This window comes from Christensenella sp. KGMB01412, assembly GCF_055522415.1.
The window spans coordinates 391,121-408,617 of the sequence record NZ_JBVFVW010000002.1; the positions used below are offsets into that span (position 1 = coordinate 391,121).

General features: G+C 49.7%; 19 protein-coding genes. 16 read left to right on the forward strand and 3 right to left on the reverse strand.

Features of this window, described 5'->3' with window-relative positions; translation table 11 throughout:
* Nucleotides 1-10: 10 nt before the first annotated feature.
* The 7 genes from ACS5WU_RS04910 (at nt 11) to ACS5WU_RS04940 (ending at nt 3,242) form a co-directional block, all read left to right on the forward strand.
* Nucleotides 11-307 (forward strand): hypothetical protein, encoded by a 297-nt coding sequence (locus ACS5WU_RS04910; RefSeq protein ID WP_302759865.1) that lies wholly within the window; start codon nt 11-13, stop codon nt 305-307.
* Nucleotides 301-588, forward strand: coding sequence for a ribosome assembly RNA-binding protein YhbY (gene yhbY / locus ACS5WU_RS04915; RefSeq protein ID WP_046444139.1), 288 nt, complete (start codon nt 301-303; stop codon nt 586-588). The genes ACS5WU_RS04910 and yhbY overlap by 7 nt, the downstream gene beginning before the upstream one ends.
* 4 nt (nt 589-592) lie before the next feature.
* Nucleotides 593-1,252, forward strand: coding sequence for a nicotinate-nucleotide adenylyltransferase (gene nadD / locus ACS5WU_RS04920; RefSeq protein ID WP_302759866.1), 660 nt, complete (start codon nt 593-595; stop codon nt 1,250-1,252).
* Nucleotides 1,230-1,796, forward strand: coding sequence for a bis(5'-nucleosyl)-tetraphosphatase (symmetrical) YqeK (gene yqeK / locus ACS5WU_RS04925; RefSeq protein ID WP_302759867.1), 567 nt, complete (start codon nt 1,230-1,232; stop codon nt 1,794-1,796). Before nadD ends, yqeK begins: the two co-directional genes overlap by 23 nt.
* Nucleotides 1,796-2,161 carry a ribosome silencing factor gene (gene rsfS / locus ACS5WU_RS04930; RefSeq protein WP_046444141.1) on the forward strand — a complete coding sequence of 122 codons (366 nt, stop codon included), beginning with the start codon at nt 1,796-1,798 and terminating at the stop codon, nt 2,159-2,161. The genes yqeK and rsfS overlap by 1 nt, the downstream gene beginning before the upstream one ends.
* Before the next feature lie 51 nt (nt 2,162-2,212).
* Nucleotides 2,213-2,425 (forward strand): zinc ribbon domain-containing protein, encoded by a 213-nt coding sequence (locus tag ACS5WU_RS04935; protein ID WP_046444142.1) that lies wholly within the window; start codon nt 2,213-2,215, stop codon nt 2,423-2,425.
* Between the two features lie 568 nt (nt 2,426-2,993).
* On the forward strand, nt 2,994-3,242 hold the full coding sequence (locus tag ACS5WU_RS04940; RefSeq protein ID WP_046444868.1) for a helix-turn-helix domain-containing protein: 249 nt from the start codon (nt 2,994-2,996) through the stop codon (nt 3,240-3,242).
* A gap of 65 nt (nt 3,243-3,307) precedes the next feature.
* On the opposite strand, the gene ACS5WU_RS04945 is transcribed toward ACS5WU_RS04940, so the two are convergent.
* Complete coding sequence (locus ACS5WU_RS04945) at nt 3,308-4,231, reverse strand: mechanosensitive ion channel family protein (RefSeq protein ID WP_046444869.1); 924 nt, start codon at nt 4,229-4,231, stop codon at nt 3,308-3,310.
* Nucleotides 4,232-4,464: 233 nt separating this feature from the next.
* Here ACS5WU_RS04945 and ACS5WU_RS04950 point away from each other — a divergent pair, with 233 nt between their 5' ends.
* The 7 genes from ACS5WU_RS04950 to ACS5WU_RS04980 all read left to right on the forward strand — a co-directional run bounded on the left by ACS5WU_RS04950 (nt 4,465) and on the right by ACS5WU_RS04980 (nt 12,730).
* On the forward strand, nt 4,465-5,673 hold the full coding sequence (locus ACS5WU_RS04950; RefSeq protein ID WP_465088993.1) for an aminotransferase-like domain-containing protein: 1,209 nt from the start codon (nt 4,465-4,467) through the stop codon (nt 5,671-5,673).
* A gap of 138 nt (nt 5,674-5,811) precedes the next feature.
* Nucleotides 5,812-7,041, forward strand: a complete 1,230-nt coding sequence (tyrS, locus tag ACS5WU_RS04955; protein ID WP_059109004.1) for a tyrosine--tRNA ligase — start codon at nt 5,812-5,814, stop codon at nt 7,039-7,041.
* 15 nt (nt 7,042-7,056) lie between these two features.
* Entirely contained in the window at nt 7,057-7,719 is a 663-nt protein-coding gene (locus ACS5WU_RS04960) for a YigZ family protein (RefSeq protein WP_046444871.1), read from the forward strand.
* Between the two features lie 26 nt (nt 7,720-7,745).
* Nucleotides 7,746-8,810 (forward strand): branched-chain amino acid aminotransferase, encoded by a 1,065-nt coding sequence (locus tag ACS5WU_RS04965; protein ID WP_046444872.1) that lies wholly within the window; start codon nt 7,746-7,748, stop codon nt 8,808-8,810.
* A gap of 57 nt (nt 8,811-8,867) precedes the next feature.
* The gene (locus tag ACS5WU_RS04970) at nt 8,868-10,607 is read left to right on the forward strand and encodes a COG1361 family protein (RefSeq protein WP_302759869.1); all 1,740 of its coding nucleotides are present in this window, start codon (nt 8,868-8,870) and stop codon (nt 10,605-10,607) included.
* Nucleotides 10,608-10,743: 136 nt separating this feature from the next.
* Nucleotides 10,744-11,871: a C45 family autoproteolytic acyltransferase/hydolase gene (locus tag ACS5WU_RS04975; RefSeq protein WP_302759870.1), complete on the forward strand. Its 1,128-nt coding sequence runs from the start codon at nt 10,744-10,746 to the stop codon at nt 11,869-11,871.
* On the forward strand, nt 11,864-12,730 hold the full coding sequence (locus ACS5WU_RS04980) for an AraC family transcriptional regulator (protein ID WP_302759871.1): 867 nt from the start codon (nt 11,864-11,866) through the stop codon (nt 12,728-12,730). The genes ACS5WU_RS04975 and ACS5WU_RS04980 overlap by 8 nt, the downstream gene beginning before the upstream one ends.
* 36 nt (nt 12,731-12,766) lie before the next feature.
* On the opposite strand, the gene ACS5WU_RS04985 is transcribed toward ACS5WU_RS04980, so the two are convergent.
* Together ACS5WU_RS04985 and ACS5WU_RS04990 are read right to left on the reverse strand one after the other, a co-directional pair.
* Nucleotides 12,767-13,537 (reverse strand): ABC transporter permease, encoded by a 771-nt coding sequence (locus ACS5WU_RS04985; protein ID WP_302759872.1) that lies wholly within the window; start codon nt 13,535-13,537, stop codon nt 12,767-12,769.
* Nucleotides 13,534-14,412, reverse strand: a complete 879-nt coding sequence (locus ACS5WU_RS04990) for an ABC transporter ATP-binding protein (protein ID WP_302759873.1) — start codon at nt 14,410-14,412, stop codon at nt 13,534-13,536. The genes ACS5WU_RS04985 and ACS5WU_RS04990 overlap by 4 nt, the downstream gene beginning before the upstream one ends.
* Nucleotides 14,413-14,634: 222 nt before the next feature.
* Between ACS5WU_RS04990 and ACS5WU_RS04995 the strand changes: the two genes are divergently transcribed.
* Both ACS5WU_RS04995 and ACS5WU_RS05000 read left to right on the forward strand, forming a co-directional pair.
* On the forward strand, nt 14,635-16,281 hold the full coding sequence (locus ACS5WU_RS04995; RefSeq protein WP_302759874.1) for a polysaccharide deacetylase family protein: 1,647 nt from the start codon (nt 14,635-14,637) through the stop codon (nt 16,279-16,281).
* 144 nt (nt 16,282-16,425) lie between these two features.
* Nucleotides 16,426-17,412: a polysaccharide deacetylase family protein gene (locus ACS5WU_RS05000; RefSeq protein ID WP_302759875.1), complete on the forward strand. Its 987-nt coding sequence runs from the start codon at nt 16,426-16,428 to the stop codon at nt 17,410-17,412.
* Nucleotides 17,413-17,497 lie beyond the last annotated feature (85 nt).

Sequence of the window (17,497 nt, forward strand, 5' to 3'; positions counted from 1 at the left end):
GGGAAGCGTAATGGAAACAGCGAAGCGTGTGCGTGTTTTACGCGACGTGAGAAGGATATTGAGCGCGGTTGCGATCATTCTGGTTGCGGTTGGCGTATGGTTATGGAGTTATGTGGGAGAGGTTCCCGCGCAGAGCTATCTTCTCTGGATCATTGCCCTGATTGTGATTGCAATCAGCAGCGGTGTACGTATGGGAATGGTCAGGGAGAGGACGCGCATAGAGCGGGGACGTGAGCAGAATCGTAAAAAGTATCTCACGATGACGGACAAGCTGGATCAAAAGAGGAAGGGCAGAGGAAGATGCTGACAAGCAAACAACGGGCGAAGCTGCGCGGCATGGCGCAGGATATGGAGCCGGTGATTCATATTGGCAAAGGCGATATCACGCAAAATATTTTGACGCAGGCAGACGACGCGCTCGAGGCGCGCGAGCTGATTAAAGGCACGGTACAGCAAAACAGCGGTACCGACGCACGGCAGGCATGCAATGAATTGTCAGAAAAGCTGGGTGCCGAGGGCGTCAGCGTAATTGGACGGAAGTTTGTGTTGTACCGCGAATCCAAAACCAAGAAAAAGATCGAGATTTGAATCAATGGAGTATATGGAAGGCATGACAATCACGCGTGATGCGAGGCCGGGCGTTCCAAGAAAGAAGGTCGGCATCCTTGGCGGCACATTCAATCCGCCGCACAGTGGGCATATCGATATGGCGGAGCGTGTGGAAAGGGAGTTTGCACTGGACGAGGTATACCTGATGCCGTGCGGAAATCCGCCGCACAAAACAGACAATCTCGCGCCAAAGGAGATGCGTCTTGCAATGACGCGGTTGTGTGTTTCCCAAAGCCGCAGCGTCCGCGTTTTGGATATCGAGGTAAAGCGAAAGGGCTATTCGTACACGGCAGACACGATGTGCGGCCTGAAAGAAAAAAATCCAGATACGGATTATTATTTCATTATTGGCGCGGATACGGTATTCGAGCTATGCAGCTGGCACGAGTTCGAAAAGCTTCTGGCGTCTACGCGGTTTATCTGTGTGCGTCGGCAAAGCCATGACCTGATTAAGCTGACAGCAGAGATCGCGCGGCTTAAATGGGAATATGGCGCGCAGATTTTTTTATCGGAATATACGGGGCTTTTCGTGAGCTCTTCATACATCAGGAAACGGGTGAGCGATGGACGCAGCATCGAAGGACTCGTTCCCAAAAGCGTGGAGGAATACATCATTGCAAATGGATTATATCGGAAACCGTGATGGGATCGTTGCGCTTCTGAAGGAAAATGTCAGGGGAGAAAAATTTGAACACTCCCTGGGCGTGGAGGAAACAGCCATTGCACTTGCGCAGCGCTATGGCGCTGATATCAATAAAGCGGGTGTGGCCGGGCTGCTGCACGATTTTACCAAGCAAAAGGATAATGTGGCGCTTGCTCAAAAATATGGGATTCCATACCTGACGGATAAGACGCTGCACGGGCATACGGCAGCCGCAGTATTAAAGGACAAGGGTTATGTGACGGATGAGGACGTGCTGGACGCGATCCGCTGGCATACTACGGGAAGGGAAAGCATGACCATGCTGGAGAAGATCGTGTATATGGCGGATTATATCGAACCAAACAGGGATTTCCCGGGAGTCGGGGAAGCGCGCAGGCTTGCGTTTGAGAATATCGACAAAGCGGTGCTTTACGGACTGAAGATGTCGATTATTGATATTGTAGAAAAGAAAAGCCTCATCGATACAGATTCGGTGGGGGCGTATAACTATTATCGAAAGCTGTTTTCAGGAGAGGAGATTTGATGTTGGAGATTTCAGAGCGGGCAAAAAAAATTGCGGAAATACTGGATAACAAAAAGGCGCAGGATATCGTTGTTTTGAAGGTTGCAGATATGACGATTATCTCAGATTATTTTGTGGTGGCGAGCGCGCCCAATACGTCCCACGTGCAAACGCTGGCGCAGGAAGTGCAATTCAAACTGGCGGAGGAGGAAGTAAAGCCGCTTCGCGTGGAAGGCGAGCGGGAAGGCCGCTGGGTGGTCATCGATTACGGCGACGTTTTGGTCCATATTTTCCACAAGGACGAACGCGAGTTCTATCAGCTTGAACGCCTGTGGAAGGTAGAGGGGAATTTCCTCGATTATTCTGCGGAACAGGAAAAGAAATAAAGCGGCCTATATGCCAATAGAGGCAACGGGGCGGTATGATAGGGGGATACAATGGACAAAGTACAGTATATTTGCCCTAAATGCGGGTGCAATCAATATGTGCACGACCAATTTCAGGCAACAGGCGGGAATTTTTCCAAGATATTTGACGTGCAGAACAAGAAATTTATTACGGTGAGCTGTGCGAAGTGCGGATTTACAGAGCTGTACAAAGCACAGACGGACGACGGCTGGAACATTCTGGATTTTCTGATCGGGAGATGATCGAAAAAGAATGTGATATCGCTCGGGGGACTTATTATTACATCGCTTCATTTCACGCCGGGTTAGCTCATTGCCTTCAAAGCCTGCTTACTTCGTGCGCAAAGGCATTTTCACGCAATGAGCTAACCCGGCGTTGGCAATAATGTGTAAGAGATTTGTGGAACACCTGCCGGCGAGCACATAAGATGCCGCAATGAGGAGCTTGAGAAGTCGTATCACGTTGAACCATATTTGCTCTGATAGACGAATGCAGAGCGCCGTACACAGTATTTTTTTCCTGAGTTGTACGGCGCGTCTCCGAAGGGCGGCGTCTCATGCGCTTGCCTTCGAGTATCCGGGCGATCACATATCTATGCTGTGAAATTTCATAAAAAGCATGGGTTTTAAACGGTATTGTGGTTTCTACCATACCGTTTTTTCATCTATTCATATAAATCATCGTTTCCATTTTATTCGACATTTGACAAACTTTTTTGCGTATTGACTATCTGGTCAACATTATAAAGCAATTCTATTATACAATTAAAAAAATGACGATCAGTCAAAAATCAAAAGAGGATTCATGTAAATGGAAAATTTGATTCTTCAAAATGCTTCGTTACCCGATAATTTACGGAAACTGCGTAATCAGGCAGGGTTGACGCAAGAGGAGCTCGTCGCGAAAATGAATTTACTGGGAAGCGTCATTGAACGTACGGCTTACTCGAAAATCGAGGCGGGCACGCGTAATATCAAGGTAACGGATTTGGTTGCGCTCCAGCAAATTTATCAGGTTGATTTCGCAGAGTTCTTCAAGGGCGTTAAACCCCATGAATGAAAATAAGCATATATCCTGTCCGGCAGATGCCATATGACGGCTTGTTACAGGATTGCCGCCGGACGCTATATTTTTGTTTCCTCATGTTTCATCACAATACTGCGGTAGGGATAAGGGATTTCTATCCCGTTCCTGTCAAATACCTTTTTTGTCTCGTAACGCAGGTCGGAAAGCGTAGGAAAGCTTGTGCCGGCGTCCTTTGTCCAAACGAACGCGCGCAGCTTGATCGACGATTCGGCAAGCTCCTGAACGCGTACGGTGACGGCTGGCGCACCCTGCGCCTTTTCTTCCGGAGTACGTACATCCAAAGAGTCTTTGTGAGCGCCCACGATATCTGCCAGAAGCTTCATTGCCAAGTCAATATCGCTGCCGTAAGAGATTCCCACGTCAAGGAAGCTGCATACGGTCGTTTCTTCGTTGTTATGCAGCGCGCGTACGATGTTTTTATCAATTACGCTGTTTGGAATCACGATGCTTTTATTGGTTGCGTCAATGATGGTTGTATGCCGAAGGCCGATGTCCTTCACAACGCCCATAAGGGGAGGGGTAACGTCGAGTATCTCGATATATTCCCCAACCTCGAACGGTTTTGATGCGCTGATCGATATGCCGCTGAACACATTGCCAAGCGTTTGCTGCGCTGCAAGACCGATGACTACAGCGGCGATTCCCGAGCTTGCAAGAATAGCAGTACCAAGGCTGTTAAGCGGCTTGATGGTCATCAGGACGGAAAAAACTGCGATCACAATGATCGCCACATAAATAAGCCGGTAAAAAATACGCATATTCCCGGAAAGTTTTTTTGCCAGGAAATGCTGAATCAGCTTGATGATCAGAAAGGTAATCCCGGTGACGATCGCCGCATAGATCAGCGTATTAACCAGCCCGAGTGAAAAAGTTTCCCTGTTCCATACATCAAACGCACTTTCCGCAGCCTGCCCTGTGTTTGCCGCCGTATCGGCAAGCAGGCGTACATAATCTCCTGTCATATTTTTTGTTCTCCTGTTAAGTATTGCGTGATTGTGATATCCACGGCAGGCAATCAATATCCCGCGAATGGACCGGATATCATATCATTATGAAATCTATTATACACAGTCCGGCAGGGAATAGAAAGAATAAGCATGTAAAATCGACAGGGTTATGGGAGGCGGATATTTTCCAAAATGCTGTGTTTCTTGCACTTTTCCTTGAAATTGACGCACGAAAATTATATAATATAATGCGTATAATTATTTTCATGGAAGGAATGGCAAAAGCAATGTACCGATTTGCAAAACGCTTTGACGGCGTTGGCGGAAGCGAGATCCGTAAGATATTCAGCCTGCTTGGCGTGCCGGGCATGATTTCGTTTGCGGGGGGGAATCCTTCGCCGGATTTATTCCCGTCGGAAACGCTGGCGGAAATCAGCGAGGAAATCATCGCGGAGCAGGGCAAAAGCGTCCTGCAATATGGCGGAACGCTTGGCGTGGCGCAGTTTATCGAGCTGCTGAAAGTAAGAAACGCGGACATCATGAAGGAAGACGACGATTTGGTCGTGATTTCCGGATCCTCGCAGGGTATTGACTTTTTTGCCCATACGATGATCGAGCCGGGCGACGTTATGCTTGCCGAGTCTCCTTCGTTTTTGGGGGCGTTGCAGACCTTCCGGCTGGCAGACGCGCAAATAAGGACCGTTCCAATGCAAAACGACGGGGTGGATACCACGCTGCTTGAAGAGCAGATCAAAAAGTATAAACCCAAGTTTTTTTATACGATACCAACGTTCCAGAACCCTTCCGGCATAACAATGAGCGCGGAAAAAAGACAGCAGGTATACGACATCTGCAGCAAATACGGCGTTTTGATTCTGGAAGACGATCCGTATGCAGAGCTCCGTTACAGCGGCGAGCCGTTAAGAAGCATCAAGGCGCTTGACAACAGCGGCATTGTTTGCAAGCTTTCGAGCTTTTCCAAGACGATTTCGCCGGGGCTGCGCGTGGGCTACGCGATTGCGAACAGGGATATCATCGCGAAGTTTAACCTGCTCAAGCAGGGGGCCGACGTGCACACCTCAAACCTCACGCAGACGATGGTGCTGGAGTTTTTGAAGCGCGGTTATTATGACGACCATGTTAAAATGCTGTGCAGGGAATATAAAAAGCAGCGTGACGCAATGTGCGAAGCAATCGACAAGCATTTTCCGGACGGCGTACAGCGTACAGATCCGCAGGGCGGATTGTTTGTATGGGTGACGCTTCCCGCCGGGATGGATTCGCGCAAGCTGTTTGAAGCGTGTGTCGCGCAAAAAGTGGCGTTTGTATCCGGGCCTCCGTTTTACGCGGATGGCGGGCACGAGAATACGCTGCGTATGAATTTTTCCATGCCGTCCATTCCGGACATAGAAAAGGGCGTGGAAAGAATGGGGCGGATTATCCGGGAATTTGTATAAAATATTCCGGTTCGCGGCTTTCCAGTTGGAAGGGACGCGGATATGTGGGCTTTTGTGTAAGAGCGGCTGAACCTTCCGGCTGGTCAGGGGAGGCGCGGCTGGGTACAATCAAACAGAATTTTTTAGGAGTTTAGATAAATGGCAGCGAACGTTTTTGATACATTACAGGAAAGAGGCTTTTTGAAGCAGACCACACATGAGGGCCTCAAAGAAATGCTTGGCAAGGAAAGCGTAAAATTTTACGTTGGGTTTGACGCGACTGCGGACAGCCTGCACGTAGGGCACTTTGTCCAGCTGATGGCAATGGCGCACATGCAGCGCGCCGGACATGTGCCGATTGTCCTCATTGGCGGCGGTACGACGATGATCGGCGATCCAAGCGGGAAATCCGATATGCGCCGGATGATGACGCGCGAAGTAATCGCGCATAATGCGGAGATATTCAAGCGGCAGATTGGCAAATTTCTTGATTTTTCAGACAATAAAGCCATCATGGTGGATAACGCAGACTGGCTTTTAGACCTTAATTATGTGGAATTCCTGCGGGAGATCGGCACGTGTTTTTCTGTGAACAGTATGCTCACGGCGCGGTGCTACAAGGAGCGGCTTGAAAAGGGCCTTACATTTTTTGAGTTCAACTATATGCTGATGCAGGCATACGACTTTTTGGTATTAAACCGCAAATACGGCTGCAAGCTCGAAATGGGCGGGGACGACCAATGGTCGAACATCCTTGCGGGCGCCGACCTTATCCGCCGCAAAGAGCAAAAGGAAGCGTATGGCCTTACGATCACACTGCTTTTGAAGAGCGACGGCAAAAAGATGGGCAAAACCGAATCCGGGGCAGTGTGGCTTGATCCGGAAAAAACGTCGCCTTATGATTTTTACCAATACTGGAGGAATGTTGCGGATGCGGACGTAAAAACATGCCTTTCGCTGCTGACGTTCCTGCCGATGGAGGAAGTAAACAGGCTGTCGGCATTAAAGGATAACGAGATCAATGATGCAAAAAAGATACTTGCATTTGAGATAACAAAACAGGTACATGGAGAGCAGGCTGCAAAAGAGGCGCAACAGGCTGCGGAGGCGTTGTTTGGCGGCGCGGGCGCGGGCGGAAGCATACCGACCACGGAGCTTGCCATGGCGCAGCTCAAAGAGAAGCCGCAGCTTATAGACATTATGATAGAATGCGGGCTCACGAAGTCGCGCGGGGAGGGCCGCAGGCTGATTACCGGCGGCGGTGTACTGCTGAACGGCGAAAAAGTAACCGACGAGTTCAGGGAAGTCGCCGAGCAGGATTTCGCGGACGGAGAACTGATGATTAAAAAAGGCAAAAAGGTATTCCATCGTGTGAAGCTTGTCTCATAGGGCACGGTAACGAACGTGGATAAAAAGGAAAGGTTTCGCGGATATATCTGCATCAGGCAACAAACGCAGCATGAGCTTGTAATCAAAAAATCAAGGTTTTTATGCAGCCTGATTCCGGTGGAAACAGAGCAGCAGGCGGCAGACGAGCTTGCGAAGATTAAAAAAAAGCATTACAACGCGGCGCATAATTGCTCGGCAATGGTAATCGGCCCGGATTCGTCATTCCTGCGAAGCTCGGATGACGGAGAGCCGCAGGGCACTGCGGGCGTACCGATGCTCGAGGTTTTAAAACGCAGCGGAGTGACCAATATCCTTGCGGTTGTGACGCGGTATTTCGGCGGTACGCTTCTTGGTGCGGGAGGTCTGGTGCGTGCCTATTCGCAAAGCGTGAGCGAGGCGTTAAGGGAAGCGCAGCTTGAAAAAAAGACTTTGGCTGTGCAACTGGATTTTTCTGTTGAGTATGCCGACTATGCCAAACTGATGAACATAGCAAATGAATATGGGGCTACAGTGGAAGCCGAATTTGGCGAAAAGGTGAACGCCCGTATGACGCTTGAAAAAGAATATTATCCTGCGGTGGCTAAAAAAGTCAGTGAGGCCTTCCTGGGAGCGGCGGTCTATCGTGAGGCTGGGGAGTGTTATGTAGGCCGGCCGGTAAGTAAAGAGTCTTTTGAATAAATTTATATAAGTAAGGAATGATGGGTATGGATATCAAATTTTTGGAAACGGACCAACTGAAAAAGAAACCGGACGATGAAAGTAAATTAGGTTTCGGAACGATCTTTTCGGATTATATGTTCATCATGAACTATACCGAAGGCCAGGGATGGCACGACGCAGAGATCAGGAAATACGAGAATTTCAGTATTTCGCCTGCTGCGACGGTTTTTCACTACGGCCAGGAGGTATTCGAGGGGTTAAAGGCATATCGGCAGGTGACAGGAGATATTGCACTGTTTCGCGCTGCGGATAATTTTAAGAGGCTCAACAATTCCGCAAAGCGTCTTGCAATGCCCCTGATCGATGAAGAATTTGCACACAAAGCATTGCGTGAGCTTGTTGTGGTCGAAAAAGACTGGATTCCAAAATCAAAAGGAACCTCGCTCTACATTCGTCCGAACTACATCGGCATGGATCCGTTTATTGGGGTGAGTGCGGCAAGGGAATATGCGTTTTATATCATGATGGGGCCTGTGGGCGCTTATTATGCGCATGGGCTGCAGCCGGTCAAAATTTTGATAGAACAGGAATATGTGCGCGCGGCAAAGGGCGGCATGGGCTTTGCAAAAACGGCAGGCAACTATGCGGCAAGCCTGATTGCGGGAGTTGAGGCGCATGAAAAGGGCTGCGACCAGGTGTTGTGGCTGGATGCGGAAGAACGCAAATATGTGGAAGAGGTCGGTTCCATGAACATTATGTTTGTGATCGACGGAAAATTGGTAACACCGGATCTTGACGGAAGTATCCTGCCCGGAATTACGCGCGACAGCGTCATGACGATTGCGCGCGATATGGGCATCACTGTGGAGGAACGCAGAGTGTCGGTTGAGGAAGTGATCGAGACTGCAAAATCGGGAGCGATGAGCGAAGCGTTCGGCACAGGCACGGCGGCGGTGGTAAGCCCCGTCGGGGAGTTTGTATACGGAGATGAAACGATTACCGTTGCAGGCGGTAAGATGGGAAAACTGGCGCTTGAATTCTATGACATCCTCACTGGCATCCAGTATGGCGAAATAGAAGATAAATTCGGATGGACAGAAAAGCTCTGAGTTTCCCATGACTCCGGAAATACTGCGAAATTTGACCTTTAAACGGAGGGAAAACATTTGAAAAAAAGAATCATATCGGTTTTACTTGTGATTGCGCTTGCAGCTGCGCTTTGCTTTGCAACGGGCGTAACGGCGTTTGCCGCCGGTTCGGTAAAGCTGACTGTGGAGATCAGCCCAAAATCCCTGACGGGAGCGGGCACCGTATCGGTTAAGGCAACCGTGCAAAACAATACGGATAATGAAATCACGGATGTGTCCGTTACCTTTCCGGGCACGGATCCGGCCTCGATAGGAAGTATCGCGGCGGGGGATTCCGGTACAAAATCCAACTCCGAATGGGAGGTATCGAGCGATATGCTGGATACGCCCCTCGAATTCACTGCGGATTTTACGGACGCGAACGGAAACGAGAAGTCTGTGAGCGCATCGGCGACCATTACCAAAAAGGATTCCGTTGTTGACGCACAGGCAAGCGCCAGTGTAGATAAAAAGGAAATCGATAAGGGCGGCAAGGTAAAGTTTACCTTTGTTCTGGAAAACAACGGGAATGTGACGCTGGAAAAGGTATCGCTCAAAGCGCCGCCGCTCAATGGCGGAGACCAGCTTGGAGATACGTTTACGCTGAAGGCCGGTGAAAAAAAGACCATGACATGGAGCCCCACGCTTTCGGCGGGGGTGGAAGTGAAGCCGGTATTCAGCTATACGGCGAATGGTGAAAAGGGAACGGCAAAGGCAGATACCGTAAGCGTTAAGATCAAAGGCGAAGACGATGCCGAGTCGTCGGCAAGCGCGGCGGCAGATGCGCTTGCCATTTCTGCTACGGCAGATAATACGACTGTAGTTTCGGGAAGCACGGTGGCTTTTCAGATCACGGTAAAGAACAGCAGTTCTGATAAAATCAGGAACCTGAAAGCGACCGATTCGGCAGGAAACAACGTAAAGCTTTCCGCGACAACTGTGGAAGGTAATGGAAGCGTTACAGGCACCGCAAGCATCGTGGCGGAGAAAACGGACAGCATTTCGTTTACCGTGACAGGTGAGGATGCCGATGGAAACAGCGTAAAGGCAACGTCGAGCCCGGTCAGCATCACAGTGCAGGAAGTAGATCCTGCAACGGCTATCGGAATGGACATCAGTATTCCAACGCTTACGCTTACCAAGGCGGGGCCGGTTGAATTTACCTTTATCGTAAAAAATAATTCCGGCGTAGAGCTTACGGATGTAAAAATCACGGAAGCGACGCTTGGCGATATCGAGACGATTGCAACCATGACGGATGCGCAGCAGGAGGTCAAAAAGTCGATTGAGATCGATAAGACGACTACGCTGACATTCCAGATCAGCGCAACGCTTCCGGATGGCACACAGGTGGAAAAAGCGGCAACTCCCGTTACAATGACGCTTGATCAGGGAATCGGCGGCATGGGAAATATGCTGATGATTTTGTTGATTGTTGTCATTGCGATTGTGGTAGTGGCGATTGTGCTGGGTGTGTTTATCCATAAGAACAAAAAAGCGGGCTTTACTGCGTTTGGAAAACCGAGAAACGGTAAAGGCGGTAAGAACGGATCGAATGGCCGTCCGGCGAAGCCCATAAACGGACAGCGTCAGGCGCAGGGGCAGTTGCCGCAGCAAAGGCCGCAGCAGCACAGACAGGCACAGCAAAAGCCGCGTAACCATATGTCCGTGGAGAATATTGAACCATCAAAGACACAGCAGCGCCCACCAAAACAACGGCAGCAAAAACCGCCTGCGAAAAAAGGCGGGGCAAATTATACGGACAGGAATAAGTTCTGATGATACTTAAAAAACCGGCAGTTATCCTGCCGGTTTTTTTGTGCAAAAATTATCTTTTTTCAAAAACAGCAGGAATTATCATTTTTAATCCGGCAGGATTGCTACAATAAAGGAAAAGAAAGCGCAGGAGAAACAAATGATATACACGCAAGCAACTTGTCTGGAACTCGCAGGTACGAATTATGAGATTGGCCGCAGGATGGGGGAACACATAAAACGTTATCCGAAGCCGGGAATCCCGCAGCAACCATGCGGCCTGGGCGCACAGGATATGATATATGCAAGGCACCTGCTGGAGCAATGGTGCAGCGGAATCAACGAAGAGATTGAGGGCGTCGCTGATGTGCTTGGTTTCCCGCCGGAAATCAGCGCATATTATACCATGACATATCTGGTGCCGCGGTGTTCGCAGGCCGTGGTGCTTCCGCAACGCACGGAAAACAGGCATACAATGCTTGCAAGGAGCTATGAATTTTCTCCGGCGGCAGAAGATTTTATTCTTGCGCGTACGAGCGTAAAGGGAAAATATACGCATATTGGGACGACTGCGATGCAGCTTGGAAGGGATGAGGGAGTAAACGAATGTGGACTTGCGGTCACGATGAGCTCCTGCGGATTGCCGGTGGGAGCGCCAAAAGGGATGCGAGCGCCCGCGTTACGCGGGTTGCAGTTTTGGGCTGTGATCCGCACGCTGCTGGAAAATTGCGCGGATGTTGCCCAGGCAATCGATTATTTGGATGGAATGCCAATCGCATACAATATCAACCTGATTCTGGCGGATAAGGCAGGCAACGCCGCGCTGTTTGAAACGCTCGATGGGGAGACCGGGATCAGGCAAATCGGAACGGATACGCAGGAACAATATTTATTCGCAACAAACCATGCGGCGCTTCCTTTGCTTATCAGGAGGGAACCGTTTGCAATGCGGCATTCGCTCGTGCGGTATGAAAAAATCCGGAATTTCCTGGAAACTACGCAGCGTGTGGACAGCGGCTTGCTCAGGAAGCTGCTGCACGAAAAATATCCACAGGGACTGTACTGCCCATATTACAAGGATTTTTTTGGAACGACAAAAAGTATGCTGCTGGATGTAAATGATGGTACAATAGAGCTGTGCTGGGGAGGGATAGAACAGAATGGCTGGAAATGTTATGGGGTGGATACGCCGCTCAAAAAAAGCAGGGAGCGCATTGCAATGGAGCCCGAGCCTTCGCCGCGCGGTTTGTATGAAGCATTACCTTTGAGGGAGGAAACCATTGGATAAACTGGAGGCATTGGAGCGCGCAGTCTCGGTCATTGAAGACGACCTTGGAAGTGTCGGCGCACAGGAAGCGGCGCAAAAAGCAGGATACTCTTATTATCATTTGACGCGCCTGTTTTCAAATATGCTGGGAGAGCCGATGGGCAGTTATATCAAAAAACGCAGGCTGGCGGATGGAGCGCACAAGCTTCTTTATACAGATAAACGGGTGATCGATATTGCAGTGGAAAACGGGTTTGGTTCTTCAGAAGCATTTAGCAGGGCGTTCAAGGCAGTGTACTGTGTAAGTCCTGCACAGTACAGAAGAAACAGGCGGGACGTGATCGTTGGCGCTAAAAAAAGATTGCAGCCCGGGTTATTGAGGCACATAGCGGGAAATGTAACGGTACGGCCTCAAATTGTGAAGTTTGAGGGGGCGGCCGTTGCAGGGCTGCGCGGACAGACGACGATCGGTAAAAATGTTGTGCCGCTGCTTTGGAAACGTTTTTTGGAAATGGAAGGAATGATCACAGGCCGGGCGAAAAACGCACGCCGTTTTGGGATATGCGAGACAGATGAGACGGTTTATACCATGAACAGGGATGCGGTGTTTTCGGAATTTGTAGGCATCGAGGTGGAAAGCGCCAAAGGGCTGCCGGAGCAGTTCGAACAAAAAATACTGCACGCAGGAAAATATGCGGTTTTTACGCATGCGGGAAGTCTTGCGCGCCTGAGGGAAACCTTTGACTTCATTTGGGGAACCTGGTTTCCGGCGAGTGGCACTCAGCTTGATTATGGCGAGGACTTCGAGCTGTATGACGAACGGTTCCGCGGGCCGGACAATCCAGAGTCGCAAATCGATATTTATGTACCCATAAAATAAAAGACCGCGGGAATGAAATCCGGCGGTCTTTGCCGTTTAACTGAGCTTTCGCCTGTTCTTGCGGATGCTGAGCGCGAGAAACGCGAAAGCGACGAGGCCAAGAAGGAGGAAGGACAGGAGAAAGGGTGCAAAATCATAATCGCCACCCTGCCAGAAGCTTTGGAAATCCGTACTGATGTAGGTCATGGGAAGCGCTTTGGCAACCATTTGCAGGCCCTGCGGGAGTTTATCCACAGGCAGGCCCATCATGCCGCAAATAATCAGGAAAAAGAAATACAGCGTCATGGTGATGCCGTATGTGGGCCCGAATTTTCCGGTAAGAGAGGCGATTGCATGCGCAAGGACAAACAGGATAATCGCAAGCAGGTAAAGAGACGCGATCAAAATCAGCGCGGAAGCAGGCGCAGGGATTTGCAGCCGCAAAAAGATAGAATCGAAGACTGTGTAGATAACAAGCGCGGTTGTCATAAAAATGAGGTTGGCAATCATTTTTGCGCCCAGCATACTCTGCTCGTGGTAGCCAAACAGGCGCAGGCGCAGCGGCACCTCGTTCTCCAGTTCCTGTGAGTAATTGGCGGCATAGCCGATAAGCAGCGTCGCCAATGGAATTACAATACTCATGGAAAGAAATACGCCCGTATTCGCTGCGGGGATCGCCTCCTGCGGAAGTTCGCCCAGAAATACGTTTGCAATTAAAAGGGACATCAGGATTGGAAACGCAATCCCAAAAAAGATAGTGAACCAGTTTCCCGCTGTATTGAGGAGTTCGTATCGAATGAGACGAAGACTTATTCTTTTTTGTTTCATTGTAAATCCCTCCTTTTTTCATAGAAGCGCCGTACAGCGACTGTAAAAATACTTTCGATGTCCCGGTTGCTCCGCCTGTAATTTACATTGTTGTGGATAAATAAGGAGGCAAGCTCCATTTCCGCGGTCCCGTCGGGGCAGGAAAAGGAGAGCAGGTGGCGCGGAGATTCTATCGTCTTGAAATTTGCTGTGAGGGAACGGTTAAATTCTGTATTATCAATGGTCATGATGGATTTCCCGCAGTATTTTAAAAACAGCTCGTCTGTGCCGCCAAAATCGACGACAAACCCTTTTTCTAAAATCAACAGCTTGTCCGCAATCCGTTCAAGCTCGTCATAGTAATGGGATACCATACAAAGCGCTGTTTTTTTGCCGCGGTACCAGTCTACGAGGGTATCCATCAGCTTTTGCCGTGTTTCAAAGTCAAGGCCGGACGTAACCTCGTCAAAAAACGTGAGAGGCGCGTCCTGCATGAGTACGAGTATGATAGTAAAGCGCTGCTTCTCACCGCCGGAAAGCATTTGAAAGCGTTTGTACAGGCAGCTTTCAAAAGAAAAAAAGCCGATCAGCTCCTGCAGTTTTCCGTTGGTGCGGATTGCGGTGTCAAGGACGGTTTCCATAATGTTTTTTACAGTCATGGTTCGGACATAATTGTTTTGCTGCATATGGACGGCAATTTGCTCGGGCGTCAGGCGGGTTTTTATATGGCCTTCATAGCGAGTCAGGCCGAGCACGGATTTGACAAGCGTTGTTTTGCCCGCACCGTTTGAACCAATCACGCCGATGCGGTCGTTTTCGCGGATAACGATTGGTTTTGTAATGCAAAGCGCTGTCTGCTCCCTGTATTTTACCTGTAAATTTTCAATGGTCAGCATAACAAAAACTCCTTTCGATGAGTAAAGTATAGCATCGTGGGAGAGGGAATTCATCCTGCTTTGGGCAAGTGGCAATACAGCAGGTGTGACGTGTCGTAAAACGACAGCAAGTTACTGCGCGACAGAAGGCAGGCAAAGGTTTTTTTTGAGCAACGTTTGTGATATACTGAAAATAATACGAATCAATCAGGACGATAGTTTGGTTTATGATGGAGTTGGGATATGAAAAGACACTGGAAAAAACTTACCGCGTTTTTGGCGGCTGGCGTTATGCTCCTGCCGATTGTTGCCGCCTGTAGCAAGCAGGAAAGCAAAAGCGATCCCCAGGCTTACCGGGCGCAGTTCCAAAGTACAGCGGAAAACAGGCTGCTGGATGCGGCAGATGGCGTGCAGGCTGTGAAAACGCTGGAGTCGGAGGGGAATACGCTTATTTCTGTGGATTGTCCGTCAGTACAGGGCAATGCTGACGTGTCTGCCCGGCTCAAAGAATTTGCGGACGGGGCGCTGGCTGAATTCCGTACCGCCGCAGATGCTGCCCACAGCGAAAAGGAAAATGCGGATAAAGTCTTCGAATATACGATGACATATAAACCATACGTCATACAGGGCGGCATTTTCAGTGTAAAATTTACCACAAATTCAAAGCTTATTGAACCGGAAAAGGTTAATTATGTCGACGCCTTTGCATACGATCTGGGCACAGGCCAGCAGCTGGCGGTTGCGGATTTGTTTGATACGTCACAGGATTACCTGAACGTTTTATCCAGGGAGACGCAGGAGTATTTGATGCGCAATGAAATATTGCGCAAGAACATGGACGAAAGCCTGTTTGCGCAGGGGACTGCGGCAAATGAAGCGAATTTCAGTAATTTTGCAATCACGCCGGAAAAGATATTGTTTTTCTTTAACAGGGGGACTATCGCGCCGGCAGAGGCCGGCACGTTTGAAGTTGGAATTCCTCTCGCTAAGGTGGATGGGTTGTTGAATGCACAGGTAAAAGCAAAGCTCAGCGCGTCGGGCCTGGCAGAAAACGGCGAAGAGGGGGCGGCGGCTTCGCAGGCATCTCCGGGAAGCGCAGGCGCAACGCCTGCAGGGCCTGCTGATACGGATATCAAGCAGCTTCGCGCGCGAGATGGGTTTATGCCTGCAAGAAGTATTGACGGAATCGATCCGATGAATGACAAGGTAATCGCGCTGACATTCGACGACGGTCCGCACGAAACGCTTACGCCTGAGCTTTTACAAATTTTAAAGGACAATGACGCGGTGGCTACATTTTTCGTGGTAGGCACCAACGTAGAGAAATATCCTGAGCTTGTGAAGCAGGCATACGAGCAGGGTAATGATATCGGAACGCACAGCTGGAATCATCCTGCGGATGAAACGTGGAAAAATATGTCTGTGGACGAAAAGCTGGAGCAGTACAGAAAGGCAAACGACGCAATCGAGGCGGCGACAGGCCTTCGCGCATTATTTGACAGGCCGCCCGGCGGCAGGATGACGGAAAGTGAAGCCGCACAGCTTGGACGCGAACAGATTCTGTGGTCCATGGATCCCAAAGACTGGAAAAAGGCGAACCGTGATCCGGATACTATTTATACAAACGTAATCGAAGGCGGGGAAGGGACGGAAGGAAAGATTGCCGATGGCGGCGTAATCCTTTCGCATGATATTCACGAGTCGACTGTGCAGGCCTATGACAGGATTATCAAAGAGCTTAAGGCTGAGGGCTATCAGTTTGTGACGATTTCGCAAATGATGCAAATTGCCGAAGCAAGGGGCGAAGAATTAAAATATATGTTCTATAACGCCCCAACGGCGGCACAGGGGCAAAAATCGGAAAGCGGCACAGGGAGCGAAGAGGAATAAGCTTTGTTTTCGCGTGAAAGGCCTTTTTGAGATCGCGAAATAATATTGGTTTAGTTTACAACTTTGATGCAGTTGTAGTATACTGTAGGACGAGTGAGAGAAACGGGCGCTGGAATAGAAACAGAAGGTCCGGAAGGAGATACAATGAACAAAACAAAAAAAATAGTATGCGTTTTTTTGACTGTGCTTTTCTGCACAGGCCTGATTGCGGGATGTGCAGATGGAAGTGCAGCTGAAACCAGCTCGACGCCTACAATCATTTCAACAGAAAACGAGCAGGCGACGCCGTCCGCAGAAGCAACTGCAACCGCTACGCCAACGCCCGAACCAACGCCAACACCAACGCCGGAGGTTACGAGCAGTTTGCCGCAGCTTCAGGCCAAGGAAGGCTATATGAAGCCAAAGAGCCTTGACGGGATCGATCCGCTTAACGATAAGGTTGTTGCACTGACGTTTGACGACGGCCCCGGGCCGTATACCGAAAAAATGCTGGATATCCTCAAAGATAACGGGATCAACGCGACATTTTTCCTGGTTGGGAAAAATGTAAGCAGCTATCCTGACGTTGTGAAAAGGATGTATGAGGAAGGAAATGAAATAGGTACGCACAGCTGGGATCACAGCGACCTGAAAAAGCTTTCGCTGGACCAGATCATGCAGGACCAGTACGGCAAGGCAAACGACGCGATCGAGGAAGTCACCGGGCTGCGTGCGTTGATTGACAGGCCGCCTTATGGCTCCATGACAGAGGATCTTGCAGAGCAGATTGGCCGTGAGCAGATTTTGTGGTCGGTGGATCCAAATGACTGGAAAAAGGAAAACAGGGATCCTGATATTGTCTATGACCATGTTGTCAACGGGACTTCTGACGGCGGACACGTCGCGGACGGCGGTATCGTGTTATCGCATGACATCCACGAGACAACTGTGCAGGCATACGACAGGATCATCAAAGCGCTCAAGGACGAGGGCTATAAATTTGTAACGGTAACTCAGATGATGCAGATCGCGGAGATCAGGGGAAAAGATATCGGCTATCGTTTTGCAAACGCGCCGACGGCAAAGGAAGCGGCACAGGCTTCCGCAGAAGGCTCTTCGGAAACGTCAAAAAGCGCTGAAAGCGCGGAATAGATAACCGGTTATAGCAATTTGCCAAAAGGCCGTTTATAAGCTTTTGGCATAAATTGCAAATGCAAGCGATTTATCGTAAGTATTG